We start from the raw sequence: 24,161 nt of genomic DNA, 5'->3' as shown, positions 1-24,161 counted from the left end.
TATTAATGAGCCATGAGCAAATCACCCGAACCTCTCAGCCGAATCTTTGTTAATAACAATCGCTTGGCAGCACTGAGCCAGCGTAGCCGACAATTGAGCCAGCTGAATCATATTCTGCACAATATCCTGCCATCAAGATTCAGCGAACACTGCCAACTGGCCAACTTGAATGAAACCACGGTGGTCATACTTTGTGACCAGTCAAGTTATGCCAGTATGTTGCGCTTCCAGTCAGCACAGATCTGCAAGGCACTCAGCGAACAAACAGGCTTGAATGTACAGCAACTTGAACTAAAAGTCAGGCCATTCGTTAAAACCAGCCGTATCACGGGCCGCAACCAGCTGGAATTATCGAAAAACAGCGCCAAGAGTATTGAACAAACAGCGTCTGGAATTGAGGATGGTGCATTAAAAACAGCGCTTAACCAGTTGGCCAAGCGCTGTCGTCAAGATTAGTGATTAATTGCTGAGAGAGGCCGCAGGACGACTGAAAAGGATGGGGGCATCCTTGTCTTCCTCAAAGCTCACCAACTCCCATGCATCCTCCTGCGCCAGTAACTTACGCAACAGCTTGTTATTCACTTCATGGCCAGACTTGTGACCGCTGAAAGCACCGATCAGACTGTGTCCTAACAGATAGAGATCGCCAATCGCATCCAACACCTTGTGTCGTACAAACTCGTCTTCGTAGCGCAGGCCATCTTCGTTAAGTACTCGGAAATCGTCGACAACGATAGCATTATCCATGCTGCCGCCCAGGGCTAGGTTCATCTCACGCAACTTCTCGATATCTTTCATAAAGCCAAAGGTCCGGGCACGACTGACTTCGCGAACAAATGAGGTCGAGGAAAAATCAACTTCAACCTGTTGCGGTCTTCCAGTAAAAGCCGGATGTTCGAAGTCAATGGTGAACGAAACTTTGAACCCCTCAAACGGCTCAAATCGAGCCCATTTGTCACCGTCTTCAAGCATGATTGGCTTTTTGATACGAATGAACTTCTTGGCTGCTGCCTGCTCTTCAATACCCGCCGATTGCACCAGGAATACAAACGGTCCGGCACTGCCATCCATGATGGGCACCTCAGGCGCGTTGAGCTCGATATAAGCGTTATCAATCCCAAGACCGGCAAAGGCTGACAGCAAGTGCTCAACTGTCGATACTTTCTGTCCATTCTGGATCAGTGTTGTCGACAGCGCAGTTTCACCGACATTTTCTGCCTTGGCCTCAATCTCTACCACCGGGTCCAGGTCAACCCTGCGGAAGATAATTCCCGTATTGGGGGCGGCCGGACGCAAAGTCAGATAGACCATTTCGCCGCTATGCAAACCGACACCGGTCGCACGAATCATGTTTTTTAATGTTCGTTGCTTGATCACGGTGTAATCCCCCTTCTACGTTACAGATCGAATAATAGTACCATGTACTTATATTGCCCAACCAGCCCTGCTTCTACAAATTTTAATCAGCCTGACGTCTGAGAAAAGCCGGAATGTCCAGATAATCCATATTGACATCGCCATTGGCCACTTGTTTCTGCTGGCTGACTTTTTCCTTGCGAATAACTGTTGGTTCATCATAGTCAATTTCTACCGGCTTTTTGACAATTTCAATCTGCGGCGCACTGGCAACAGGTACTGGTTTCGCAGCCATTACCTTATTTGCACCCAGACCGGTTGCCACCACAGTAACACGCAGTTCATCTGTCATTTCAGGATCAATCACAGTACCGACAACCACTGTAGCGTCTTCTGAAGCAAATTCCTTAATGGTGTTACCAACATCTTCAAACTCGCCGATGCTCATATCCAGGCCTGCAGTGATGTTGACCAAAACACCTCTGGCACCGGCCAAATCAACGTCTTCCAACAGCGGACTGGACACTGCCAGTCGTGCAGCTTCTACGGCGCGTTGTTCGCCCGAAGCACGACCGGTGCCCATCATTGCCATGCCCATTTCTGACATTACCGTGCGAACATCAGCAAAGTCCACATTGATCATGCCTTCACGAGTAATAAGTTCAGCAATACCCTGAACAGCGCCCAACAATACGTCGTTGGCTGATTTGAACGCATTCAGCAAACTCATTTCCTTGCCGAGTACTTTAAGCAGTTTTTCATTAGGAATGGTAATCAGTGAATCAACATGCTGACCCAGTTCTTCAATGCCAGCGCCCGCAATTTTCATCCGCTTGCCGCCTTCAAACGGAAATGGCTTGGTCACAACTGCAACCGTCAAAATACCCATCTCCTTAGCAACCTGGGCAACCACTGGCGCTGCACCTGTTCCAGTGCCGCCACCCATACCAGCTGTGATAAACACCATATCCGCACCACTAATAACTTCCATGATGCGCTCGCGGTCTTCCAGGGCAGCCTGACGGCCAACATCCGGATTCGCGCCTGCACCCAGGCCTTTTGTGATATCGGTACCTAATTGCAAATGCGTGGTTGCCGAGCTTTTACGCAATGCCTGAGCATCGGTATTGGCGCAGATGAAGTCCACACCTTCAATCTGATTTGCCACCATGTGCTCAAGTGCATTGCCGCCACCACCGCCGACACCGATCACTTTGATCACTGCATTTGCCGTGTATGTGTCAATTAATTCAAAAGTCATAACATTTCTCCCCCAATTTTCAAAAAACAGCTTGCTAGAAATTGCCCTGGAACCAACTCTTCATTCTGGCAAGCATTCCTTTAAATCCATCATTTACCCGAGCTTCCTGATGCCCGGAAAAATGCTGTTCGTTTCCAAACAACAGCAAACCTACCCCTGTTGCATGAATCGGATTTTTCACTACATCCACCAGTCCACCGACATGTTGTGGTACCCCAAGACGAACCGGCAGGTGAAACACCTCTTCCGCCAACTCGATTACGCCTTCCATCTTTGCGCTGCCGCCGGTGAGTACTACACCGGCAGCCAACATTTCTTCATAACCACTGCGCCGCAATTCCGCCTGTACCAGCATCAACAGCTCTTCATAACGTGGTTCCACTACTTCGGCCAGTGTCTGTCTGGCCAGTTGACGCGGCGCTCTTTCGCCGACACTTGGGACTTCGATTGTTTCGTCCTCACGTGCCAGTTGCGTCAGCGCACATGCGTATTTGATCTTGATTTCTTCTGCATGCTGAGTAGGTGTTCGCAATGCCACGGCAATATCGTTGGTCACCTGATCGCCAGCAATCGGAATGACTGCCGTATGCCTAATCGCGCCATCGACAAATACGGCGATATCCGTTGTACCGCCTCCGATGTCGACCAGGCAGACACCCAGTTCTTTCTCATCTTGCTCAAGCACTGAATAACTGGACGCCATTTGTTCCAGAATGATGCCGTCAACCGCAAGACCACAACGCTCAATACATTTGACGATATTCTGCGCAGCACTCACGGCACCAGTAATCAGATGAACCTTGGCTTCAAGTCGAACACCTGACATGCCAATCGGCTCGCGAATACCTTCCTGGTTATCGATGATGTATTCCTGTGGCAACACATGCAGTAACTGCTGATCGCCAGGAAAATGCACGGCTCTGGCAGCATCCAGCACCCTGTCCACATCGCCTTGGGTGACTTCCTTATCACGAATCGCCACAGTGCCATGTGAGTTCAAGCTTCTGATATGGCTGCCGGCAATTCCGGCAAACACTGAGTAGATTTGGCAGCCTGCCATCAGCTCAGCTTCTTCGACTGCTCGCTGAATCGACTGCACAGTAGACTCGATATTGACCACCACCCCTTTTTTCATCCCTCTGGCGGGATGCGAACCGATACCGATAATTTCCAGTGCCGCTTCGTTGGGACCAGCATCAATCACCGGTGCCGCCACAATGGCTACCACCTTGGATGTGCCAATATCCAGGCCTACAATCAATTCTCTTTCACTGCGTTTTGACATCATACTGTCCCGTTAAAATCAGGTTGTTGACCGCTGCGCCAGACCACTGCCAGACCATTGGTATAGCGCATATCAACCACTTCGATATCGGCTTGATAGCGACCAAGTTCGTTGGCAAATACCTTGACAAAGCGTTCCAATCTTGCCTGTCCATTAGCCCGTCCCAACAACAACTTCATATCATCTGTAAAAGTCACTTCCCATGAGCGTCTTGCATCGACACTCAAGGCACTGATCCGCAGCCCCAGCATTGAAACCTGTTGCTGAATCTCCACCAGCCGTCTTGCGACCATGACGTTAGTGCCTTCTGGCCCATGCAGCTGCACCAGTCCTTGCGGAAAGGTATCCGGATTTGGAAAAAACACCTCACCGCGAATATTGACCAAACCATCGTCGTTCCACAGCGCAATGGCTCTTTGTTCTTCAACAATTAAGTGCAGGGTGTCTGGCCAGACACGACGCACCCTGACCTGATATACCCATGGCAATGCCTCTCCAGCCGCCCGAATTCCAGCGACATTGACGTTCAAAAAGCTGCCAGAAACAAAAGGCATGACGGCTTGAATCAGATCATTACGGTCGGTTTGACGCATTTCGCCTTCCACCGTGACATGCAGAATCGGTAATGTTTCTTCCCGTTGCAGGTAAACAATCAAGACAACAAACGCCAGCAACACAAACACGGCGGCGGCATCACGCATGTAATGCAGTTCACGCCCCTTCTCACGAGGCTGATTTCTGCTGGCGCCCACTGGACGACGTGCTGCCATCAGCCATCCCCCTCTAAGGTGGTTTGCAGAATGCTCAGACACAAGGCGCCAAAATCGAGTCCTGCAGCTTTTGCCGCCATTGGCACCAAACTGTGATCGGTCATGCCGGGAACGCTATTTGCCTCGAGCAAATAAAACTGTCCGTTATGGTGTCTCATCACGTCCACACGTCCCCAGCCTTCCATACCCAGGGCAGAGAACGCCTGCAGCGCCAGACGCTTACACTCGACTTCAGCCTGTGCATCAAGGCCACAGGGACAAAGGTATTCTGTAGTATTGGCCTGATACTTGGCCTCAAAATCATAAAACTCTCGTGGTGTTTGCAGCCGGATCACCGGTAAGGCTTCATTTGCAAGTATCGAAACGGTGTACTCGGCGCCATCAACCCATTGCTCGGCGATGAGATCAGCATCAAAACGAGCTGCTTCAGCAATAGCATCCTGTAAATCAGCAACATTGTTGACCTTGCTCATGCCAATACTGGAACCTTCATTGACAGGCTTGATCACTAACGGCAGACCCAGTTTTTCAACGAGTTGCTCTGGATCTGTATCCGCAACGATTCGTTCAAAATTCGGTGTGGGCAAGCCTTGTTGCAGCCAAACGTACTTGCTGAGTCGCTTGTTCATCGAGAGCACAGCAGCACTGATGTCACTGCCGGTAAAGGGGATACCAAGGCTTCGCAACAAGCCCTGAATCTCACCATCCTCACCACCACGACCATGTAAAACAATAAATGCCCGATCAAAACGGCCGGTCAACAATTGCTGGGCAATATCAGCAGCAACATCAACACCATGGGCGTCAACGGCTTGTTCTCTAAGCGCATGCAATACGGCTTGTCCGCTGCGCAGGGAGATTTCACGCTCTGCAGAGCGTCCCCCCATCAAAACGGCGACTCGGCCAAACCTTGTAACATCCTGCTGCATCATGCGCGCTCCCCCACAATATGCACTTCAGGCACCAGTTTTACTCCGTGCTGCATTTCCACTTTTTGCTGTACCAAATGAATCAGGGTTTCAATGTCTTCGGCACTAGCATTCACATCACTCACAATAAAATTCGCGTGTTTTTCTGAAACACTGGCACCACCAACTCTGAGTCCTTTGAGGCCACTGACCTCTATCAAACGTCCGGCATAATCACCCGGTGGATTGCGAAACACAGAACCCGCACACGGCTGATTGGTCGGCTGGCTGGCATTGCGTTTTTTCAGCAAATCCCGAATTAACGCTTGCTCTTGTTGGCTGTCACCTTGAGTGAAAAGCAGTTTTGCAGCGACAAACCACTCGCCTTCAGGTGCTTGCACATGGCGATAGCTGACCTTGAAATCTGTTTTCGGGCGCTGTCGTAGAGTGCCTGAGCGATCCACGGTGGTGAGTTCATACACAAAATCCCAGGTCTCAGAACCATGTGCTCCGGCATTCATAGCCAGTGCACCACCAAGGGTTCCGGGAATGCCAGCCAGAAAAGCACCACCCGCCAGACCCGCTTTGGCGGCCTGCTTGGCCAGCTTGCCACAGTAAACACCCACTTCCGCGCTGACTTGATTGCCCTCGATTTCAATTGCTTGCAAGGTGCCAGCGCTAGCGATTACCGTTCCGGCAAAACCGCCATCTCTGACCAGCAGATTACTGCCCAGTCCTAACCACATCAGTGCTTCGTTTTCAGGCAGTTGAGATAAAAACGTAGCCAGATCTTCAGCATCTGCAGGTTGATAAAAACGCTGGGCAATACCACCTACTCGCCAAGAGGTGTGTTTTGCCAATGGCTCATTGAGTTTTAATTCACCACGAAGGTCATGATGCAATGCACAACTCATTGCTGGCCTCCCAATTGTTCATCAAGCTCTCTCGCCACCGCTCCGATATCACCTGCACCCAATGTCAGCAGCAGATCATTGTCTGCCAGCAAGGTCGGCAGCAATTCATAAAGGGCCTCTCTGGTTTCTACAAAGACCGGCTCAACCTGACCACGCAGTCGAATGGCTCGACACAGACTGCGAGCATCAGCGCCGGCAATACGGTGCTCACCAGCAGAATAAACTTCGAGCATCACCAGGACATCTGCATTCGACAGCACCTGAGCGAAGTCTTCAAACAAATCCCTTGTTCGGGTATATCGATGCGGTTGAAATACCACCACTAATCGACGTTCCGACCAGCCAGCCCGAGCTGCCGCCAGTGTGGCTGCGATCTCTGTCGGGTGATGTCCGTAGTCGTCCACCAGTAGTACGCTGCCTTGGGGCAGTTGCTTATCACCCAGCACATTAAAGCGACGACCGATGCCAGCAAACTTGAGCAGCGCCTGCTGACAGGCCTCAATGGAAACACCCAGATTTCTGGCTACCAACATTGCCGCTGCAGCATTTAACGCGTTGTGCATACCCGGCATGTTCAATGTGACCGGATACTGCAGTCCGGTCAGTTTTTCGTGAATGATGAACTGACTTTGACCTTGATTTTGAGTCAAGTCGCTGAGGCGGAAATCAGCATCCTCGCTCGAGCCATAGGTCATCACAGGGCGAGTGACTTCTGACAACAATTCATTGACCACCGGGTCGTCAATACACATCACCGCCAAGCCATAAAATGGCAGGTGGTGAAGAAACTCGATAAATGTCGCTTTGAGCTTGTCAAAGTCGCCATCGTAGGTCGCCATGTGATCATCATCTACATTGGTGACCACTGCGATCATGGGCTGCAGATACAGGAATGAAGCATCACTCTCGTCGGCTTCTGCCACCAGATAACGTCCGGTTCCCAGCCGGGCATTACTGCCAGCACTGTTCAATCTTCCGCCGATCACAAAAGTAGGATCCAGCTCACCTTCACTGAGTAATGCCGCGATCAGACTGGTTGTTGTTGTTTTACCGTGGGTGCCTGCAACAGCGATTCCATAGCTGAAGCGCATCAGTTCGGCTAACATTTCAGCACGCGGAACAACCGGGATACGCTGCTCCCGAGCTGCATGCAGTTCAACGTTATCCTCGGACACGGCGGTGGTCACTACCACGACATCGGCACCAGCGAGATAATCGGGCGAATGACCAATCCAGACGGTCGCGCCCAATGTTCGCAAATGCTTGATCAGGCTGTTTTCGGCGATGTCACTTCCAGTGACCTGATAGCCAAGGTTAAGCAAAACCTCAGCGATCCCGCCCATACCGACACCACCAATCCCGATGAAATGGACATGTCTGACACGACTTTGCATTGCAGAGGTCAGCTTAGCCATTGGTGACCTCCAGACAACGGTTGGCGATCATCTGGGCGCTTCCGGTTTTGGCGACAGTGCGCGCGGCTATTGCCATATCGATCAATGACTGCCTGTTTTCGGCATAGTGTTTTAACAGTTCGGCTACTTTGTCCGCATCAAGCTGATTATCAGCAATTAATCTTGCAGCGCCGGCTTCGACCAGCATTGCCGCGTTATGAGTTTGATGATCGTCAACAGCGTATGGATACGGTACCAGTATCGCGCCAAGGCCCGCCGCAGCCACTTCGGCGACCGTCAGTGCGCCGGACCGACAAATCACCAGATCTGCCCAGGCATAGGCTTCTGCCATGTCATCTATAAATGCACTGACTCTGGCACTGACACCTGCTTGTGTGTATGCCTGCTGGCAATCTTCCAGGTGTTTTTCGCCGCATTGATGTCTGACTTCTACATGGGTATTGGCATCTAATTTAGACAACGCTTCCGGCAATACCGTGTTCAGCGAGCGGGCACCAAGACTGCCGCCCAGTATCAGCAAACGCATCGCTCCATCTCGGTTGGCAAAGCGCTGCTCTGGTGCGGCAATCTGTTCTATCTCAGCCCGGACAGGATTTCCCACCCACTCAGCACGAACTTTGGCTGAGAAACTGTTGGGAAAGCCTTCCATTACGATGTTGGCCAAGCGTGCCAGCAAGCGATTAGTCAGTCCTGGAATAGCATTTTGTTCATGGATCAGCAGCGGAATGCCTGATAGTTTTGCTGCCAGACCGCCGGGGCCAGAAGCAAAGCCACCCAGTCCGATTACCGCATCTGGGCTTATCTTGCGCAGTACAGATCTGGCTTCAAGTACTGCTTTGATCACGCGCCATGGCGCCAATAACCAGCCCAGCACACCATTACCACGCAGTCCCCGGACACTGATTTCATGCAATGGATATCCTGCCGCCGGCACCAGTCTGGCCTCAATACCGCGGCTGGTACCCATCCAATCCACATCGATATTCATTTGTCTAAACTGTTGTGCCACAGCAAGCGCTGGGAAAACATGCCCACCGGTTCCGCCTGCCATGATAAGAATCCGCTGGGTCATCGTCGTACCCTCGCTGCGGCTTTTTCTGGTTGACGGGTTTCCATATCGACCCTCAACAGCAAAGCAATTGCCACGCAGGCAATGACCAGACTACTGCCGCCATAACTCATCAAAGGCAGCGTCAGACCTTTAGTCGGCAGCGCGCCCATGTTGACGCCGATGTTGACGCAGGCCTGAATACCGAGCCAGATACCAATGCCATAGGCCACTTGTGCACCAAATATTTGACCGCTCAGCTCTGCTGCCCGGCCAATCGCCAATGCACGCCAGATCAATATGCAAAACAGAATCAACACGGCAGAGGCACCCAGCAGTCCAAGTTCCTCAGCGACAATCGAGTAAAGAAAGTCGGTATGTGCCTCAGGTAGATAAAACAATTTCTGCATACTGCTGCCGAGACCCACACCAAACCAATCACCCCGACCAAAAGCAATCAGCGCCTGAGTTAACTGAAAACCACTGCCAAATGGATCTGCCCATGGATCCATAAAGCTTTGCAAACGTTGTAAACGGTAGGGTGCTATCCACACCAATAATGCGAACAAGCCTGCAAAGACACTGATCAAGGCTCCAAACACATCCAGCCTTGCACCGCCCAAAAACAGCATCGCCAACACCGTGGCCATGATCACAACGATTGAACCCATATCAGGCTGCATCAGTAGTAACAGTGCTGCGACGCCCAGCAACATCAACGGTGCCATGACTTTGAGAAACGAGTTATGGAGCTGACCATGATGACGCTGTAGAAAATCTGCAATGTAGAGCACTGCAAACAATTTAATCAGTTCAGCAACCTGCACATTCACTGGACCCAGCGGCAACCATCGAGCACTGCCATTGACTTCACGCCCAACACCTGGAATCAGGATCAATACCAGTAAAAACACACCGCCCATCAATAACTGAGGCGCCATTCGCTGCCAGACAGACAAACGGGTGGAGATGACGACCCAGGCTGCCATGATGCCAATGACTGCAAACACCAACTGACGGATGAAGAAGTACAGTGGCTGACCGGTGCTGCTGTCGGCGATAGTGACCGATGCTGATGCCACCATCACAAGGCCAAGGCCCAGCAAACTCAGGGTTGCCGTTAGAATTTTTCGATCAAACTGCACTGTCGACTCGCTCATTACGCCAGCTCCCGCACCGCTTGTTCAAATTGCGTTCCCCGGTCTTCATAGCCTTTGAACATGTCAAAGCTGGCACATGCGGGCGATAGCAATACAACATCACCCTGGTGAGCCACACTCGCAGCTTTTTCCACTGCATCCTGCATATTGGCTGCATAGTGAATGGCAACTGATGCAGGCGTCACCGCGGCAATTTTGGCTGCATCGACGCCGAACAACACCAAAGCCCTCAGGCTTTGACTGAACACTTCAGTTAATGGGCTGAAATCCTGATCCTTTGCCATGCCACCGGCAATGAGCACCACATTGCCGTCTTCAGCCAATCCCTCAATCGCTGCAATACAAGCGCCGACATTGGTGGCTTTGGAATCGTTGAACCAGCGAACATCGTTCCGGATGCGTACCAGTCGGCATCGATGTGCTAATCCTTTGAAAGATTTCAAACACTGCAACATTGCATCAATCGGCAAGGCCATGGCAGAACCCAGTGCCAGTGCTGCCAATGCGTTGGCAATATTGTGTCTGCCAGCAATTCCGAGCTCATTCACCGGCATCAGCGGTGTTTGCCCTTCTGCCAGCCACAGTGTTTCATCCTGCTCAATCAGGCCAAAATCTACGCCCGCTGTTTGCTGCAAACTGAAGCCTATGACATTTCGATCTGGCTGCATCATCTGCTGAACTATCGGGTCATCTCGATTGATCACCATGACACCATCACCGTTGTAAATTCGTGCCTTGGCCTGCTGGTAGTCGTGAATCGAATCGTACCGATCCAGATGATCTGCACTGAGGTTCAACACCACTGACGCAAACGCGTTCAATGAGCTGACCGTTTCGAGCTGAAAACTGGAGAGTTCGAGGATGTAGAAATCTGGAGGCGTATCGCTCAGCAGGTCTAGTGCCGGTGTGCCGAGATTTCCCCCAGTCACGACATTTTTACCTGACAGTGATGCCATTTCACTGATCAGGGTTGTAACCGTGCTTTTGCCATTGGAACCCGTCACAGCAATCACCGGTGCATTGACGTGTCGTGCAAACAGCTCAATATCACCAATGACATCAACGCCCGCTTCTTTGGCGGCAACAATTTCTGGCAATCTTGGATCGACACCGGGGCTTAACAGCACTTTGTCAGCTCTGAGCAACCAGTCTTGATCCAGTTGTCCAGTTCTCACCACCACCTGTGGCCAGCTTTGCTGCAGTTCTGGCAGGCACGGCGGATTGTCACGTGTATCCATGACCACCACATCCATCCCTTGCGCCAATAAAAAGCGTGCACACGACAAACCGGTTTTTCCCAATCCTACGATCAGGCAGTTTTCGATATGTGCGGCTTTGTTTTGTATTTTCATCGTATTTTCAGCGTCGCCAGTCCAACCAGAACCAAAAACACCGTGATGATCCAGAATCGGACAATAATTCTGGGTTCCGGCCAACCTTTAAGCTCGTAGTGATGATGAATAGGCGCCATCAGAAACACCCGTTTGCCGCGCAGTTTGTATGAGGCCACCTGAATCATGACTGACAGGGTCTCAATGACAAACACGCCGCCCATGATCAACAACACCAGTTCTTGTCTCACCATCACTGCAACACAGCCAAGTGCAGCGCCTAAAGCCAGCGCGCCGACATCGCCCATGAACACTTGTGCCGGATAGGTGTTGAACCAGAGAAAGCCCAGACCTGCGCCAACCATCGCTGCACAGAAAACTGTCAATTCACCAGCACCGGGAATATGTGGAATTTGCAGATATCTGGCGAACTCAAAGTGACCTGCGGCATAGGCAAAGATTGCCAGCGCAGCAGCCACCATGACTGTTGGCATAATCGCCAGGCCATCAAGTCCATCCGTCAGGTTGACCGCATTACTGCTTCCTACAATGACAAAATAGGCCAGCAGCATGTACCACGCACCGAGTGGAATCACGATGTCTTTGAAAAAGGGCACGATCAGTTCGGTTTCGGCAGGCACAACCGCTGTGTAATACAACAAAATAGCTGCCAGAACACCGACGACTGATTGCCAAAAATATTTGTAGCGACTTAACAGTCCTTTGGGATCCTGCTTGACCAGCTTGATGTAATCGTCAACAAAACCAATCAAACCAAACGACAGCGTCACCAGCAGTGCCACCCAGACATAACGATTGGCCAAATCGGCCCACAGCAAAGTACTGACAGCTATCGCCACCAGAATTAATGAGCCACCCATCGTGGGTGTGCCGCTCTTGCTGAAATGTGATTCAGGACCATCGTTGCGAACCACCTGCCCGATTTGTCTGAAACTGAGGTGACGGATCATGGTCGGGCCCACCAGCAAGGCAATACCCAAGGCTGTCATGACCCCCAGAATCGCTCTCAATGTCAGATACTGAAACACGGAAAAGCCACTGTAGTACTGGCTCAAATATTCGCTCAGCATTAATAGCATCAGTTGCTCCCCTCTACAGCGATGGCATCCGCCAGCTGATCCAGCTTCATGAATCGTGATCCCTTGATCAGGCAAACAACCTCAGCGTGCAAATTGGATTGCAGATGCAGTTGTAACTCTGTTTTCTCTGTGAAATGTTCAGCGCCTTCACCAAAGGCTTGTGCCGCTTCGATACTCATATTGCCGACGGTAAACAAGCGATGAACTCCCGCCTGTTTCGCCTGCTCTCCCAGTTGTCTGTGTATTTGCAGCGCTTGTGGACCCAGTTCGCCAAAATCACCAAGGACCAGCCAGTGTGATCCCGGAAATGATTTAAGTACCTCGACAGCACGGCTGAATGAACCGGGATTGGCGTTGTAGGTATCGTCTATCAGCAAGCCTTCTGGGCTTGCCTGTCTCAACTGCAAACGATGCGGCACTGCCTTGATATTGCTTAAACCTTTAATGATTGCCTCGGCTGCGACACCCAGACTGCTGGTCAGAGCAATTGCCGCAAGTGCATTGGCAACATTGTGGATACCGGGCAAGGGCAAATTAACAAAATGACAAACGCCATCCAGCATCACCATAAAATGGCTGCTGGTAGCGCTGATATTGAGATCAAGCGCCTTGATGTCTGCCTCTGCCTCGAGTGCAAAGCTGACACTGCTTTTACCGGCCAACAACTCACGCCACAAGCCAACATAAGGCATATCAGCATTGATCACGGCTTTGCCTGTCAGCGGCAATCCTGCATAAATCTCACCTTTGGCTTTTGCCACGCCCAGCTCTGAACCAAAACCTTCAATATGTGCCGCTGAGACGTTATTGATGATGGCAATATCCGGTACCGCAATTTGTACCAGACGACTGATTTCACCGGGATGATTGGCACCCATTTCAATAACGGCATATTGATGATGGTTTTGCAGTCGACACAGCGTTAAGGGCACACCGAGTTCGTTATTCAGGTTGCCATCTGTAGACAGCACGCTGCCTACTTCGCGCAATATCGACGCAGTCATTTCTTTTAAAGTGGTTTTGCCGTTGCTGCCCGTAATGGCCACGACTTTGGCTTGTGACTGCTGCCGCCAAAAATGTGCGATGCTCGCAAAGGCTTCGACCACATCATCGACGACTAATTGCGGCAGTTCATCTTCGACTTTCCGGCTCACCAATGCAGCACAGGCACCCGCTTGTCTTGCCGCTGTCACATAATCATGTCCATCCACATGCTGGCCTGGAAGCGCCACAAAAAGCGCTGTATCCGTCACTTTTCGACTATCAATTACCACAGCGCCAACATTGGCATTCTCTGCAGGCAGTTCGCAGCCTAGAAGCTCAGCAATTTGATGCAGTGTCAAAGGCAAGCTCACAACAAGCACTCCCTGTTTGGGCTTTGCAAAATCTGTGAAACGATTTGCATGTCGTTAAAAGGATATTTCACACCGGCAATTTCCTGAGTGGTTTCATGCCCTTTGCCAGCAATCAGCACAATGTCTTTTTGCGCTGCACGCTGAACGGCAAATTGAATGGCCTTGCCGCGATCGGCTTGCACATGAATCTGCTGTGGATCACGGCATCCACTTAAAATGTCATCAATAATCTGTTGGCTGGCTTCATAGCGCGGATTGTCATCAGTAATCACAAGATGATCCGCCTGTTGCTCTGCAATCATCCCCATCTCTGGGCGTTTACCCCGATCGCGATCACCGCCACAACCAAATACACACCATAAATCCGCCTGGTCAATCGCATGCCAGCGCAGGGCGGTCAGCACCTGTTTGAGTGCATCAGGCGTATGCGCATAATCAATTACCACAGTCGGGGCAGCTAAACCGGTGGTTGCCTGCATTCTGCCGGTGACCGAATGACAGTCACTCAGTACTTTGCTGATTTGATCCGGTGAAATCTCAAGCGCCTTGAGCACTGCCGCAGTGGCCAGCAAATTGGCAACGTTAAAGGCACCCAATAGTGCAGTCTGGATGGAGGTCTGATGTTGTTCGCTCACCAGTTCAAACTCGATACCATCGTGTTTGGGTATGACCTGTTTAGCCTGCAATACTGCATCAGCCTGTTGCTGAATTGAATAACCCAGGACTCGCATATGTGGTTGGCACTCAGACTGGATACGCCGGCCCATCTCGTCATCAAGATTGACAATCGCTGTTTGCACAGAAGGCATTTTGAACAGGCGCATTTTGCTCTCAGCATAAGCCTGCATATTGAGGTGATAATCCAGATGATCTCGGGTCAGGTTGGTGAATACAGCAATATCGATTTCAACGGCATTCAATCGACCCTGATCCAGCGCATGTGAGGATGCTTCAAGCGCCACGTAGTCAACACCTGCAGCGACACACTCAGCCAGGATAGCCTGAACACTGATTGGATCGGGTGTCGTCATGCCGTTATCCCTCAATGTCGGCAAACGCCCATGACCAAGCGTACCGATCAAAGCGCACGGAAAATTCAGCTTTTCCAGTGCCTCAGCGATATAGTGAGTCACAGAAGTCTTGCCATTGGTACCGGTGACAGCAATCACTTTCAGGGATGCAGAAGGCCGGTCATAAAATCGCGCCGCAATTTCTGACACTTGATGTTCCAGACCGGCCACAGCTATTGCTTCGACGGCGTATTCGTCGACAAGGGCTTTTTCCGTGCTTGTAAGCACTTGCTCACTGGAAAAAGCCACGGCTACAGCACCTTGTTGCAGCGCTTGCTGCAAATGTGCCTGGCGCTGTTCAGCTTGCTTTGCCAACGCGAAAAACAAACTGCCCGACACTACTTTTCGGCTGTCTAGAGTGATGTTTGCAATGTGCAAGTCTTCACTTACAGTAACAAGGCCCTCAAATAGTGTGGATAGTGACTTGTTCATTGCTGAGCCACCTTCAGATGATGATCAGGCAAATCATCAGGCGCGATATTCAACAGTCGCATTGCGCCAGTCATCACTTCTGAAAACACCGGTGCAGCTACCAGGCCACCGTAATAGTCACCACCTTTTGGATCATCGATCATGATCGCCATGGCAAGACGTGGGTTGTCTGCCGGAATAATGCCTGCAAACAAGGATTGATAACGATCTTCATGATAACCACCACCCGCTGCAGCCTTTCTGGCTGTACCCGTTTTTGATGCAACGGTGTAATTGCTCACTGCCGCACGAGTAGCCGTGCCACCGGGCTGCGAGGACAATTTCATCATGGATCTGACCTGACGCATCAGATCACTTGAAAACACGCGCTTGCCACGCACTTTACCTGAGGTTTTGACAAAGCTGACTGGCATCAAAATGCCATCATTGCCAAGCACGGTGTAAGCACGAGCCAACTGTAACGTTGACGTAGCCATGCCGTAGCCATAAGCCAGTGTGGCTCTGTCCAGTGTTCTCCAGACACTAGGATCAGGCAAGCTGCCCATTGCCTCACCGGGAAAATATGCACCGCTCTCCTGTGCGAAACCAAAGTTGGCAAAGTCCTGCCAGAGCTGGCGCGGCTCTACCTCAAGTGCAATTTTACTGGCAGCAATGTTGCTGGATTTCTGTAACAGAGTCGCCAGATCGATCATGCCGTAATCACGAAAATCACGAATGTTATGACCGCTGACCCTGAATACACCTGGGTGGGTGTTGATAATCGACTTCTCATCAAACAAACCTGATCTCAGGCCGCTGACCACTGTGAATGGTTTGACTGTTGAGCCTGGCTCAAACAAATCGATCACTGCTCGGTTACGAAAATCCGCAGAACTCAGCCCGGCACGATTATTGGGATTAAACGAAGGCTGATTCACCATGGCGAGTACCTCACCATTGCGCACATCAATGATCACAGCACTGCCGGAACTGGCGTTATGTCGTTCGACCGCTGATTTCAAAGCATGGTAGGTGAGATATTGCAGACGCAGGTCAATACTCAGTTGAATGTTTTCACCGGCTTTAGCAGGTCGAATCAACTCGCCGCCACCAACAAAATTGCCACGGCTGTCACGCACCATGCGACGTAATCCTGGCACCCCGGTCAATAATGCGTCATAGCTCAACTCGAGCCCTTCCTGACCAACGTCGTCGATATTGGTGAATCCGAGTAAGTGAGCGGTAACTTCTCCAGTTGGATAATAACGCTTGTACTCACGTTGAAGCGCCACGCCACGAATGTTCAGCGCCCGGACCTGCTCTGACAGCTCTGGTGTGATGTGCCTGCGTACATAAACAAACTCTCTTCTGGCATTACTGGCGATTCGGCTGCGCAGATTGTCGACACTGACTGCAAGTACATTAGCCAGCTCATTCAAGCGTGGTTCATCCTCGGCCACCACTTGCGGGTTCAACCATACTGAATGCACCGGCGTGCTGATCGCCAAAGGCTCACCATGACGATCCAGCAACATGCCTCTGTGAGCCACCACAGGCACTTGTCGCAAATGTCTGGCATCGCCCTGGTATCTCAAGAAATCTGGATTGAGCACTTGAAGATCAATCAAGCGCCAGCCAAGACCAATGGCAATCAAAATAAAACCTGAACGAACCAGGTTAAGCCGCCAAGCGCCTGTTTGCATGGATTTGTTCTGCTGACGACTCATGGTGTAATCACCACGGTATTACGAGTTGCCGGTGCCATCATTTGCAAACGTTCACGAGCCTGTTGCTCCACTCTGGCAGGTGTGGTCCAGGTGCTTTGCTCAAGCAGTAATCGGCCCCACTCTTCATTGAGAAGGTCCCGTCTGTTTTCCAATTGCTGCATGGCGATAAATTCACTACGCCCGACGTGTTTGGAGTAAATTACTGTCACCGCTGAAGCCAGCACAGCCAACACCATCAACAACAGACCAAGATCAATCCGCACTCTCGCCAATGTATCCATCAAGCCATTCATGCGAGCTTCTCCGCAACCCGCAGCACAGCACTTCTGGCTCTAACATTGACTGCCAGTTCAGCTTCACTTGCTTTGATAGCCTTGCCGACAATTCTCAATCGAGGATTCAGCTGATCAGCGGTGACCGGAAAATGTGCGGGCAAATCATCGCCTCGTGCTTCGTCGCGGAAAAATCGCTTGACGATCCGATCTTCCAGAGAGTGAAAACTGATCACCGCCAAACGGCCACCAACTGACAAAACATCTACCGCCTGGCTCAGCGCACTGGTCAACTCTTCCAGTTCACTATTGATAAAAATACGGATGGCTTGAAAAGTGCGGGTGGCCGGGTGCTTGTGCTTTTCTCGAAACGGGCTGGCCTTGTCGACAATTGCGGCTAACTGACTTGTCGTGGTGATGGCTTGCTGCGCTCGGCTCTCAACAATCGCATTTGCAATGCGCTTGCTGAAACGCTCTTCGCCATAGGTTTTCAGCACACCGGCAATTTCAGATGCTTCAGCAACGGCTAACCACTCGGATGCACTGATGCCCGCTTCCGGGTTCATTCGCATGTCCAGTGGTCCGTCTTTGGCAAAGCTGAATCCTCGCTCTGCATTATCCAGTTGCGGCGATGAAACGCCGATATCCATCAGAATCCCTGCAACCTTGCCTTGCCAGAGACGGCTGAAAATCACGTCAGACAGTGCAGAAAATGCACAGTGCTCAATTGAAAATCTGGCATCTTCTTTTGCCAGCAGCTGACCTGCGGCAATGGCTTCTGGATCACGATCCAGACCAAGTAACCGACCCTCAGCAGAAAGTTGATTGAGAATGGCACGGCTATGTCCGCCCCGACCGAATGTCGCATCGACGTAGAAGCCGTCCGGCTGAATAGCCAGTGCTTCGACTGTCTCGGCAAGCAAGACAGGTAAATGTTCCGGGTGACTTGCTGTCATCTGTCCGCCCTATATGGACAAGCTTTCAAGCTCAGCTGGAACGATGCCGTCGAAATCTTCTTGCAGACAGGCTTCCATCAATTCATTCCAGGTCTGTTCATCCCACAACTCAAACTTATTACCCTGGCCGATCATCACGACGTTTTTATCCAGACCCGCAAACTCACGAAGTTTGGCAGGCAATAAAACTCGACCATGGCTATCCATCTCACACTCAGTTGCGTAGCCCAGCAACATTCGTTTCAAACGTCGAACTTGGGGATTCAGGCTGGGCAGAGCAGTGAGTTTTTGCTCAACAGCTTCCCATTCAGGCATTGGATACACTTGCAGGCAGTGATCGGAGTGATCGATGGTGATGACCAGACGGCCTTCGCAACTGACGTCCAGATGCTTGCGGAAACGGGTGGGGATTGCCATCCGTCCTTTTGCATCCAGATTGAAAGTTGCGACGCCTCGAAACACGACCAGTCCCCAAAGTTGAAGGATCCACAAAGATCCACTTTTTCCCACTTAGCGACACTATAGGAGTGCTATAAGGGACTGTCAAGCAGGAAAATACACAAAATCCTCTTTTTCTGACAATGACTTAGCGCACTTTTACAAAAGTGGGGAGAAAGTGGATCAGACGCATTTGAAGGACTACTTCTGTAATCAAAAAAGTGGGCTTGGAAGTTAAAGTAAATTCTAGCTAAGCGAGGCCAGGTAAAAAAAATTTGGGGGGGGCAGCAAAAGTAATTTTTTGCATGTGTGAAGTTGTTCTAAAAAAATGAGACGACCGATAAGCCGGGTTCTGTCGTGGACAATCATTCATCTGGGACAGATGTCACCATCTGCCTCTTGCAACCTACCCAGGAACCATGCGGGCCGCATGTCATGCACAAGGCAATCGTTCCTCTATTTGGTCTTGCTCCGAGTGGGGTTTACCCTGCCACTGCTGTTACCAGCAGCGCGGTGCGCTCTTACCGCACCATTTCACCCTTACCGGCAATGACCAGCATTGCAGGCGGTATACTTTCTGTTGCACTGGCCGTAGGCTCACGCCTCCCAGGTATTACCTGGCACCCTGCCCTATGGAGCCCGGACTTTCCTCACTATTGCTAGCGCGATTGTCTGGTCGTCTCAGTCAATTATTTTACGTTAACGCGCTTATTTGTGCTGAAGTTTCAACGCTTGCTGATAAGCCTCGTTTTTACTGATCCCCAGTAAACTGCTGGCGAGGCTGGCGGCTTTTTTTACCGGCAATTCCGCAATCAGTAGTTGCAACACCCGGTCAATTTCCTGCTTGTCAGCACGCTGGCTTTCTTGGGCTCCTTCCACCAGCAACACAATTTCACCTTTTTGCTGATGCAAGTCTCGCTGAACCCAGTCTCTCAATTCAACCAGCGATGCAGTTCTGATGGTTTCGTGTAATTTGGTTAGCTCACGAGCCAGACAGGCCAGTCGTTGCTCGCCGAGCACTTCAACCATGATCTGCAAACTGGCAAGCACCCGTTTGGGACTTTCGTAAAAAATCATTGTCCTGGTTTCATGCTGAAGTGACTCAAGCTGCTGGCGTAATGCGTTGGCCTTGCTTGGCAAAAAACCTTCAAAGGTAAAACTGTCAGATCGAAGTCCAGATGCTGACAAGGCAGCAATCACGGCACAGGCGCCGGGGATAGGAACAACGCTCAGGCCATGAGATTTCAACAGACTGACCAAGCGATAACCGGGATCACTGATCAGTGGTGTGCCGGCATCACTGATCAGTGCCACTGACTCACCTTTTAACAGGCGTTGCAGCAGTACTTCACTTCGCTGCTGTTCGTTATGCTCATGCAATGAAATGCACGGGGTATCAATAGCGTGATGCTGCAGTAGATATCGGCTGTGTCGGGTGTCTTCCGCGGCAATCACATCAACTTGCCGCAAAGTTTCGATGGCGCGCATGCTCAAATCGGCCAAGTTACCGATGGGCGTTGCCACGACATAAAGTGCCCCGGGTTGCTGTTCTGACATAACTGTTCCTGAATTGCGATGCGGTTGTGGTCGTAATATACGCGAACAGGTAAGATGATGACTTTATGTTTATCAGGTTAAGTCAGACCATGTTTCGACTCACTTCCAAGCTGCTGCTGATTGTTTCCATGCTGACCTTGATGGCTTGTCAGCCTATGCAACCGCTGTTAACTCAACCAGCCGCACCTGTTGAGACTGAAATTTCCGACTATGAACGTCAAGGGTTACACGCTGAAGCTGCGGCCGAATATTTGTCGATGGCAGAAGACGCCAGCGGTGCCCTGCAGTCTCAATATTATCTGCGCGCTGCGGTGAACTTGCAGCGTATCGGCGAATCCGATTCAAGCCAGCAAGCGCTTGATGAAGTCAAACTGAATCAACTCAGCAACGCTCAGCAACGTGAGGCTCAAATTCTTCGGGCACAACTGGCCTTGGATACTGACACGCCCAGTGATGCCATTGCCTTTCTCAGTGATTTTGATCTACGGGCGGCTTCGGTCACCCAACAACGCCAGGTACTGAAAATCAGAGCCCAGGCTTATGGCACAACCGAAAACTGGTTGGAGCAGGCACTGAGCTACATCAGACTTGATGAAGTGCTGCCACAAGAACAACGTCCAGAGAATCATCAGAACATCTGGAAAGCCTTAATGGAACTGTCGCCTCAAGCGCTGGATTTGTTCAATCCAGGTGTTCCGCCTGCCGTTGATAGTGGCTGGTTTGCTCTCGCTTTTGCCATTCGTGCCTACCAGGCTAACCCTGAAGCGATGGAAGTTGCTATTGAAGACTGGAAGCGAGCCTATCCAAATCATCCAGCCACACCCGAGCTCTACGAACAAGCGATAGCAGCTGGTACCTATCTGCCAGATCAGATCATGGATATCGCAGTATTGCTGCCTCAATCCGGCCCGGTGGCAGCAGCGGCAGAAGCCGTCAAACAAGGCATTATTGCGGCTCATTTTGCCGCGGGCGGTCGAGGACAGCTTCATTTTCTTGATGTGCACACAGACAACCGAACCGGTCAAAGCAATGTCATTCAGCGTTATCGCGAGGCGGTGGGCAGAAATGCCAGTGTCGTAATAGGCCCGCTGGACAGACAATCTGTTGAAATTCTTGCTGAGTCTGGTGACTTGCCTGTTCCCGTCATCGCCTTGAATCGACTTGGCCACAATCAACGTGTCGAAAACCTGTTTCAATTCGGACTGGCCCCCGAAGACGAAGCAGTGGCAGTAGCACAACGTGCCAGAGCACAAAACTACCAGCGAGCGATGATTTTAAGCCCGGACTCCGAATGGGGGCAGCGTGTAGCTCAGGCATTTACCCAAGCCTGGCAGCAACAAGGCGGCGTAGTTATTACCAATACTCGCTACCTTGAATCTGAACATGATTTTGCCGATACCATCGTGCCCATGTTCGGTCTTAATGCCAGTCGTCAACGTGCTCAGGACTTACGCCGCACACTGGGAGTTAGCGTTGAGTTTGAACCCCGCCGCCGTCAGGATGTGGATTTTCTGTTTATGGTGGCACGCGCCAACAAAGCCGGTCAGTTATTGCCGCAGCTGCAATTTCATCGCTCTGGCACTCTGCCTGTGTATTCCACTTCGCATGCCTATACCGGTGACAATCGACCACAACGTGATATCGATCTAAACGGGCTGCAAATTCCCGATGTTCGATGGGCTATTCCTCAACTGGCAGAATCTGATCCGGCCTATCAGGCAGTCAAACAGCAGGCTGGCAGTAACTTTGGTGATGTCGTCAGGCTGGCAGCAATGGGCGCTGATGCCTACCGCCTCATTCCAGAATTGAATAGCATGAGTCGTTCACCGGATCTGACATTTTCCGGCGCCAGTGGGGATTTAACGATTAACAGCAGTGGTCAGATTATCCGTAAATCACCCTGGGCAACATTCCGTGATGGAACTATCGAGGCCATATCGAGCGAATGAGCAACAGGGACATTGGTGCGGCCAAGGAGGCCAAAGCGCTTCAATTCCTGAAAAAACAGGGCTTGAAGCTGGTGTGTCAAAATTATCATTGCCGCAATGGTGAGATCGACCTTATCATGCAGCACGAAAACAGTCTGGTATTTATCGAGGTAAGATATCGGCGTAGTGACGCCTTTGGCAGTGCCCTGGAAAGTGTCGACTGGCGTAAACAACAAAAAATCATCATGACCGCCCGACATTACCTGCAACAACGACGGCAGGAGCTTCCAGAATGTCGTTTTGACGTTGTGACGCTTCATGACAACGTTACCGAGCCAGTGTCATGGCTCAAGAATGCCTTTCAGATTAACTGATGTCATAGAGGACCAATCAGATGAAAAAATTGTGTGTAATCGGGCTGATGTTGTTACCCGTTCTGGCAAGCCAGCAGGCTTGTGTACCTGTTGTAGCTACGGGTGCAACAACGGCGGTTGCCATGGCCTACGATCGTCGAACAGCAGGCAGCATCATTGATGATCAAAACATTACCCTGCGCGGTCGCAGTGCGATCATCAATAACGATGAAATAAACAGACAGAGCAATATCAGTATCAACAGCTTCAACGGGGTTGTGTTGATTACAGGTGAAACGCCGACTGAAGAAGTCAAACAGCAGGTCACGGCGATCATCAAGGATATCCCCAAAGTGCGTGTAGTTCGCAATGAATTGGCTATAGCAGCACCAAGTGCTTTGACCTCACGCAGCAGCGATGCCTGGATTACATCAAAAGTAAAAGCCAGAATGACGGGCGATCAGAATGTTGATCCTTTGCATGTTCGGGTAGTCACTGAACGCGGCATTGTTTACCTGATGGGTATGGTGACGCGTGCCGAAGCAGAAGATGCTGTTCGGGTAGCTCGCACCACTTCAGGTGTCCAGCGAGTGATCAAGGTATTTGAATACGTCACAGAATGATAAAAGCCTGTCGTTCTGCCGGTACTGATGCTGGCAGAACGACATACCATCCGACTAAAATGGTTTGACCACCGCAAGAATGACGACCGCTATCAGTACCAGCACAGGCAATTCGTTAAACCAACGATAATAAACATGTGAATGTCGATTCTGATCATTAGCGAATCGCTTTACCAGTCGTCCGCACCAGACGTGGTAACCCAACAATAGTGCCACCAGCAACAACTTGGCATGTAACCAGCCCATCACCGCCAGCTGTTCCACCTGATAAAAACTCATCAGCCAAACACCAAACAACACTGTGAGCACCGCACTGGGTGTCATGATTCCGCGGTAAAGTTTTCGCTCCATTACTTTGAATCTGGCATTGCCTGCGGCATCTTCACAGCTGGCATGGTAGACAAATAACCTGGGCAGATAGAACAAGGCGGCAAACCAGGTCACCACGAATATCAAGTGAAAGGCTTTGACCCACAACATAGAAATGACTCTCCAAGGCAATCGGTGATAATATCAAATTGTATTGTCTGGAAGCCTGATTTATGAGTGATAACAGTTCAGATCGAAGACATTTCAGCCGCGTGCCGTTCCGGGCGGAAGCGACTCTGACGCAGCCAACACAGCAACTGAGTTGCCGTGTAAAGGATTTATCGCTGAACGGTTTGCTGACAGAAAAACCACCGGAATGGGCAGGCCAGGTAGGCGATCTCTATCAGATCGATGTTGTGCTCAATCAGGGGGAACTCTGTATCAGCATGGATGCAGAAGTCGCACATATTGATCCGGATACGCTTGGCTTTCACTGCCAGTTAATTGATCTGGACAGCATCAGTCATCTAAAGCGGTTGATGGAACTCAATCTGGGAGACTCTGGGCTGTTACAACGAGAACTGTCTCACCTCATCGAACAACATCAAGGCTAG

General features: G+C 50.8%; 24 protein-coding genes and 1 other RNA gene. 5 read left to right on the top strand and 20 right to left on the bottom strand.

What is annotated here, in order from left to right:
* Positions 1 to 12: 12 nt before the first annotated feature.
* Positions 13 to 456 carry a DUF721 domain-containing protein gene (locus MPL1_RS05520; RefSeq protein ID WP_009726139.1) on the top strand — a complete coding sequence of 148 codons (444 nt, stop codon included), beginning with the start codon at positions 13 to 15 and terminating at the stop codon, positions 454 to 456.
* Between the two features lie 3 nt (positions 457 to 459).
* Here MPL1_RS05520 and lpxC read toward each other — a convergent pair whose 3' ends face one another.
* From lpxC to rsmI, 19 genes are all read right to left on the bottom strand, one after another.
* Positions 460 to 1,377 (bottom strand): UDP-3-O-acyl-N-acetylglucosamine deacetylase, encoded by a 918-nt coding sequence (lpxC, locus tag MPL1_RS05515; RefSeq protein ID WP_009726138.1) that lies wholly within the window; start codon positions 1,375 to 1,377, stop codon positions 460 to 462.
* Positions 1,378 to 1,459: 82 nt separating this feature from the next.
* Complete coding sequence (gene ftsZ, locus MPL1_RS05510) at positions 1,460 to 2,617, bottom strand: cell division protein FtsZ (RefSeq protein ID WP_009726137.1); 1,158 nt, start codon at positions 2,615 to 2,617, stop codon at positions 1,460 to 1,462.
* A 34-nt stretch (positions 2,618 to 2,651) separates the two neighbouring features.
* Entirely contained in the window at positions 2,652 to 3,902 is a 1,251-nt protein-coding gene (gene ftsA, locus MPL1_RS05505) for a cell division protein FtsA (protein WP_009726136.1), read from the bottom strand.
* A complete protein-coding gene (locus tag MPL1_RS05500) occupies positions 3,902 to 4,672 on the bottom strand; it encodes a cell division protein FtsQ/DivIB (RefSeq protein ID WP_009726135.1) in 771 nt (256 codons plus the stop codon). The genes ftsA and MPL1_RS05500 overlap by 1 nt, the downstream gene beginning before the upstream one ends.
* Positions 4,672 to 5,604 carry a D-alanine--D-alanine ligase gene (locus MPL1_RS05495; RefSeq protein WP_009726134.1) on the bottom strand — a complete coding sequence of 311 codons (933 nt, stop codon included), beginning with the start codon at positions 5,602 to 5,604 and terminating at the stop codon, positions 4,672 to 4,674. The genes MPL1_RS05500 and MPL1_RS05495 overlap by 1 nt, the downstream gene beginning before the upstream one ends.
* Positions 5,601 to 6,494: a UDP-N-acetylmuramate dehydrogenase gene (gene murB / locus MPL1_RS05490; RefSeq protein WP_009726133.1), complete on the bottom strand. Its 894-nt coding sequence runs from the start codon at positions 6,492 to 6,494 to the stop codon at positions 5,601 to 5,603. Before murB ends, MPL1_RS05495 begins: the two co-directional genes overlap by 4 nt.
* Positions 6,491 to 7,909, bottom strand: coding sequence for a UDP-N-acetylmuramate--L-alanine ligase (gene murC / locus MPL1_RS05485; protein ID WP_009726132.1), 1,419 nt, complete (start codon positions 7,907 to 7,909; stop codon positions 6,491 to 6,493). The genes murB and murC overlap by 4 nt, the downstream gene beginning before the upstream one ends.
* Positions 7,902 to 8,981, bottom strand: a complete 1,080-nt coding sequence (gene murG, locus MPL1_RS05480) for an undecaprenyldiphospho-muramoylpentapeptide beta-N-acetylglucosaminyltransferase (protein ID WP_009726131.1) — start codon at positions 8,979 to 8,981, stop codon at positions 7,902 to 7,904. Before murG ends, murC begins: the two co-directional genes overlap by 8 nt.
* Positions 8,978 to 10,117 (bottom strand): putative lipid II flippase FtsW, encoded by a 1,140-nt coding sequence (gene ftsW, locus MPL1_RS05475; RefSeq protein WP_009726130.1) that lies wholly within the window; start codon positions 10,115 to 10,117, stop codon positions 8,978 to 8,980. The genes murG and ftsW overlap by 4 nt, the downstream gene beginning before the upstream one ends.
* Positions 10,117 to 11,469 (bottom strand): UDP-N-acetylmuramoyl-L-alanine--D-glutamate ligase, encoded by a 1,353-nt coding sequence (gene murD / locus MPL1_RS05470; protein WP_009726129.1) that lies wholly within the window; start codon positions 11,467 to 11,469, stop codon positions 10,117 to 10,119. Before murD ends, ftsW begins: the two co-directional genes overlap by 1 nt.
* Positions 11,466 to 12,548: a phospho-N-acetylmuramoyl-pentapeptide-transferase gene (gene mraY / locus MPL1_RS05465; RefSeq protein ID WP_009726128.1), complete on the bottom strand. Its 1,083-nt coding sequence runs from the start codon at positions 12,546 to 12,548 to the stop codon at positions 11,466 to 11,468. Before mraY ends, murD begins: the two co-directional genes overlap by 4 nt.
* Positions 12,548 to 13,903 carry a UDP-N-acetylmuramoyl-tripeptide--D-alanyl-D-alanine ligase gene (locus MPL1_RS05460; protein ID WP_009726127.1) on the bottom strand — a complete coding sequence of 452 codons (1,356 nt, stop codon included), beginning with the start codon at positions 13,901 to 13,903 and terminating at the stop codon, positions 12,548 to 12,550. Before MPL1_RS05460 ends, mraY begins: the two co-directional genes overlap by 1 nt.
* Positions 13,900 to 15,405, bottom strand: coding sequence for a UDP-N-acetylmuramoyl-L-alanyl-D-glutamate--2,6-diaminopimelate ligase (locus MPL1_RS05455; protein WP_009726126.1), 1,506 nt, complete (start codon positions 15,403 to 15,405; stop codon positions 13,900 to 13,902). Before MPL1_RS05455 ends, MPL1_RS05460 begins: the two co-directional genes overlap by 4 nt.
* A complete protein-coding gene (locus tag MPL1_RS05450) occupies positions 15,402 to 17,111 on the bottom strand; it encodes a peptidoglycan D,D-transpeptidase FtsI family protein (protein WP_009726125.1) in 1,710 nt (569 codons plus the stop codon). Before MPL1_RS05450 ends, MPL1_RS05455 begins: the two co-directional genes overlap by 4 nt.
* A complete protein-coding gene (ftsL, locus tag MPL1_RS05445) occupies positions 17,108 to 17,404 on the bottom strand; it encodes a cell division protein FtsL (protein WP_009726124.1) in 297 nt (98 codons plus the stop codon). The genes MPL1_RS05450 and ftsL overlap by 4 nt, the downstream gene beginning before the upstream one ends.
* Positions 17,401 to 18,339 carry a 16S rRNA (cytosine(1402)-N(4))-methyltransferase RsmH gene (rsmH, locus tag MPL1_RS05440; RefSeq protein ID WP_009726123.1) on the bottom strand — a complete coding sequence of 313 codons (939 nt, stop codon included), beginning with the start codon at positions 18,337 to 18,339 and terminating at the stop codon, positions 17,401 to 17,403. Before rsmH ends, ftsL begins: the two co-directional genes overlap by 4 nt.
* Before the next feature lie 9 nt (positions 18,340 to 18,348).
* Positions 18,349 to 18,801 (bottom strand): division/cell wall cluster transcriptional repressor MraZ, encoded by a 453-nt coding sequence (gene mraZ / locus MPL1_RS05435; RefSeq protein ID WP_040576907.1) that lies wholly within the window; start codon positions 18,799 to 18,801, stop codon positions 18,349 to 18,351.
* A 301-nt stretch (positions 18,802 to 19,102) separates the two neighbouring features.
* Positions 19,103 to 19,461: RNase P RNA component class A (rnpB, locus tag MPL1_RS13230), an RNA gene on the bottom strand.
* Between the two features lie 24 nt (positions 19,462 to 19,485).
* Entirely contained in the window at positions 19,486 to 20,334 is an 849-nt protein-coding gene (gene rsmI / locus MPL1_RS05430) for a 16S rRNA (cytidine(1402)-2'-O)-methyltransferase (protein ID WP_009726120.1), read from the bottom strand.
* Positions 20,335 to 20,399: 65 nt separating this feature from the next.
* On the opposite strand from rsmI, the gene MPL1_RS05425 reads away from it, so the two are divergent.
* The 3 genes from MPL1_RS05425 to MPL1_RS05415 are packed head-to-tail and all read left to right on the top strand — an operon-like array spanning position 20,400 to position 23,238.
* A complete protein-coding gene (locus MPL1_RS05425; RefSeq protein WP_009726119.1) occupies positions 20,400 to 22,283 on the top strand; it encodes a penicillin-binding protein activator in 1,884 nt (627 codons plus the stop codon).
* Positions 22,280 to 22,636, top strand: a complete 357-nt coding sequence (locus tag MPL1_RS05420; RefSeq protein ID WP_009726118.1) for a YraN family protein — start codon at positions 22,280 to 22,282, stop codon at positions 22,634 to 22,636. The genes MPL1_RS05425 and MPL1_RS05420 overlap by 4 nt, the downstream gene beginning before the upstream one ends.
* A 20-nt stretch (positions 22,637 to 22,656) precedes the next feature.
* Positions 22,657 to 23,238 carry a BON domain-containing protein gene (locus MPL1_RS05415; RefSeq protein ID WP_009726117.1) on the top strand — a complete coding sequence of 194 codons (582 nt, stop codon included), beginning with the start codon at positions 22,657 to 22,659 and terminating at the stop codon, positions 23,236 to 23,238.
* Positions 23,239 to 23,292: 54 nt separating this feature from the next.
* Here MPL1_RS05415 and hemJ read toward each other — a convergent pair whose 3' ends face one another.
* Positions 23,293 to 23,718, bottom strand: a complete 426-nt coding sequence (hemJ, locus tag MPL1_RS05410) for a protoporphyrinogen oxidase HemJ (protein ID WP_009726116.1) — start codon at positions 23,716 to 23,718, stop codon at positions 23,293 to 23,295.
* A gap of 62 nt (positions 23,719 to 23,780) precedes the next feature.
* Here hemJ and MPL1_RS05405 point away from each other — a divergent pair, with 62 nt between their 5' ends.
* On the top strand, positions 23,781 to 24,161 hold the full coding sequence (locus tag MPL1_RS05405; RefSeq protein WP_009726115.1) for a PilZ domain-containing protein: 381 nt from the start codon (positions 23,781 to 23,783) through the stop codon (positions 24,159 to 24,161).

Origin of the sequence: Methylophaga lonarensis MPL (assembly GCF_000349205.1) — a bacterium.
Classification (GTDB): Bacteria; Pseudomonadota; Gammaproteobacteria; order Nitrosococcales; family Methylophagaceae; genus Methylophaga; species Methylophaga lonarensis.
Note: the sequence above shows the minus strand (reverse complement) of the source record. Positions and strands in the feature narration are given on the sequence as shown.

What these genes read in the sequence shown, in the direction of transcription:
- MPL1_RS05520 (WP_009726139.1), top strand. Translation starts at nt 13, where the DNA reads ATGAGCAAATCACCCGAACCTCTCAGCCGAATCTTTGTTAATAACAAT.
- ftsZ (WP_009726137.1), bottom strand. Translation starts at nt 2,617, where the DNA reads ATGACTTTTGAATTAATTGACACATACACGGCAAATGCAGTGATCAAA.
- ftsA (WP_009726136.1), bottom strand. Translation starts at nt 3,902, where the DNA reads ATGTCAAAACGCAGTGAAAGAGAATTGATTGTAGGCCTGGATATTGGC.
- MPL1_RS05500 (WP_009726135.1), bottom strand. Translation starts at nt 4,672, where the DNA reads ATGGCAGCACGTCGTCCAGTGGGCGCCAGCAGAAATCAGCCTCGTGAG.
- MPL1_RS05495 (WP_009726134.1), bottom strand. Translation starts at nt 5,604, where the DNA reads ATGATGCAGCAGGATGTTACAAGGTTTGGCCGAGTCGCCGTTTTGATG.
- murB (WP_009726133.1), bottom strand. Translation starts at nt 6,494, where the DNA reads ATGAGTTGTGCATTGCATCATGACCTTCGTGGTGAATTAAAACTCAAT.
- murC (WP_009726132.1), bottom strand. Translation starts at nt 7,909, where the DNA reads ATGGCTAAGCTGACCTCTGCAATGCAAAGTCGTGTCAGACATGTCCAT.
- murG (WP_009726131.1), bottom strand. Translation starts at nt 8,981, where the DNA reads ATGACCCAGCGGATTCTTATCATGGCAGGCGGAACCGGTGGGCATGTT.
- ftsW (WP_009726130.1), bottom strand. Translation starts at nt 10,117, where the DNA reads ATGAGCGAGTCGACAGTGCAGTTTGATCGAAAAATTCTAACGGCAACC.
- murD (WP_009726129.1), bottom strand. Translation starts at nt 11,469, where the DNA reads ATGAAAATACAAAACAAAGCCGCACATATCGAAAACTGCCTGATCGTA.
- mraY (WP_009726128.1), bottom strand. Translation starts at nt 12,548, where the DNA reads ATGCTATTAATGCTGAGCGAATATTTGAGCCAGTACTACAGTGGCTTT.
- MPL1_RS05455 (WP_009726126.1), bottom strand. Translation starts at nt 15,405, where the DNA reads ATGAACAAGTCACTATCCACACTATTTGAGGGCCTTGTTACTGTAAGT.
- MPL1_RS05450 (WP_009726125.1), bottom strand. Translation starts at nt 17,111, where the DNA reads ATGAGTCGTCAGCAGAACAAATCCATGCAAACAGGCGCTTGGCGGCTT.
- ftsL (WP_009726124.1), bottom strand. Translation starts at nt 17,404, where the DNA reads ATGAATGGCTTGATGGATACATTGGCGAGAGTGCGGATTGATCTTGGT.
- rsmH (WP_009726123.1), bottom strand. Translation starts at nt 18,339, where the DNA reads ATGACAGCAAGTCACCCGGAACATTTACCTGTCTTGCTTGCCGAGACA.
- rsmI (WP_009726120.1), bottom strand. Translation starts at nt 20,334, where the DNA reads ATGTCAGAACAGCAACCCGGGGCACTTTATGTCGTGGCAACGCCCATC.
- MPL1_RS05425 (WP_009726119.1), top strand. Translation starts at nt 20,400, where the DNA reads ATGTTTATCAGGTTAAGTCAGACCATGTTTCGACTCACTTCCAAGCTG.
- MPL1_RS05420 (WP_009726118.1), top strand. Translation starts at nt 22,280, where the DNA reads ATGAGCAACAGGGACATTGGTGCGGCCAAGGAGGCCAAAGCGCTTCAA.
- MPL1_RS05415 (WP_009726117.1), top strand. Translation starts at nt 22,657, where the DNA reads ATGAAAAAATTGTGTGTAATCGGGCTGATGTTGTTACCCGTTCTGGCA.
- hemJ (WP_009726116.1), bottom strand. Translation starts at nt 23,718, where the DNA reads ATGTTGTGGGTCAAAGCCTTTCACTTGATATTCGTGGTGACCTGGTTT.
- MPL1_RS05405 (WP_009726115.1), top strand. Translation starts at nt 23,781, where the DNA reads ATGAGTGATAACAGTTCAGATCGAAGACATTTCAGCCGCGTGCCGTTC.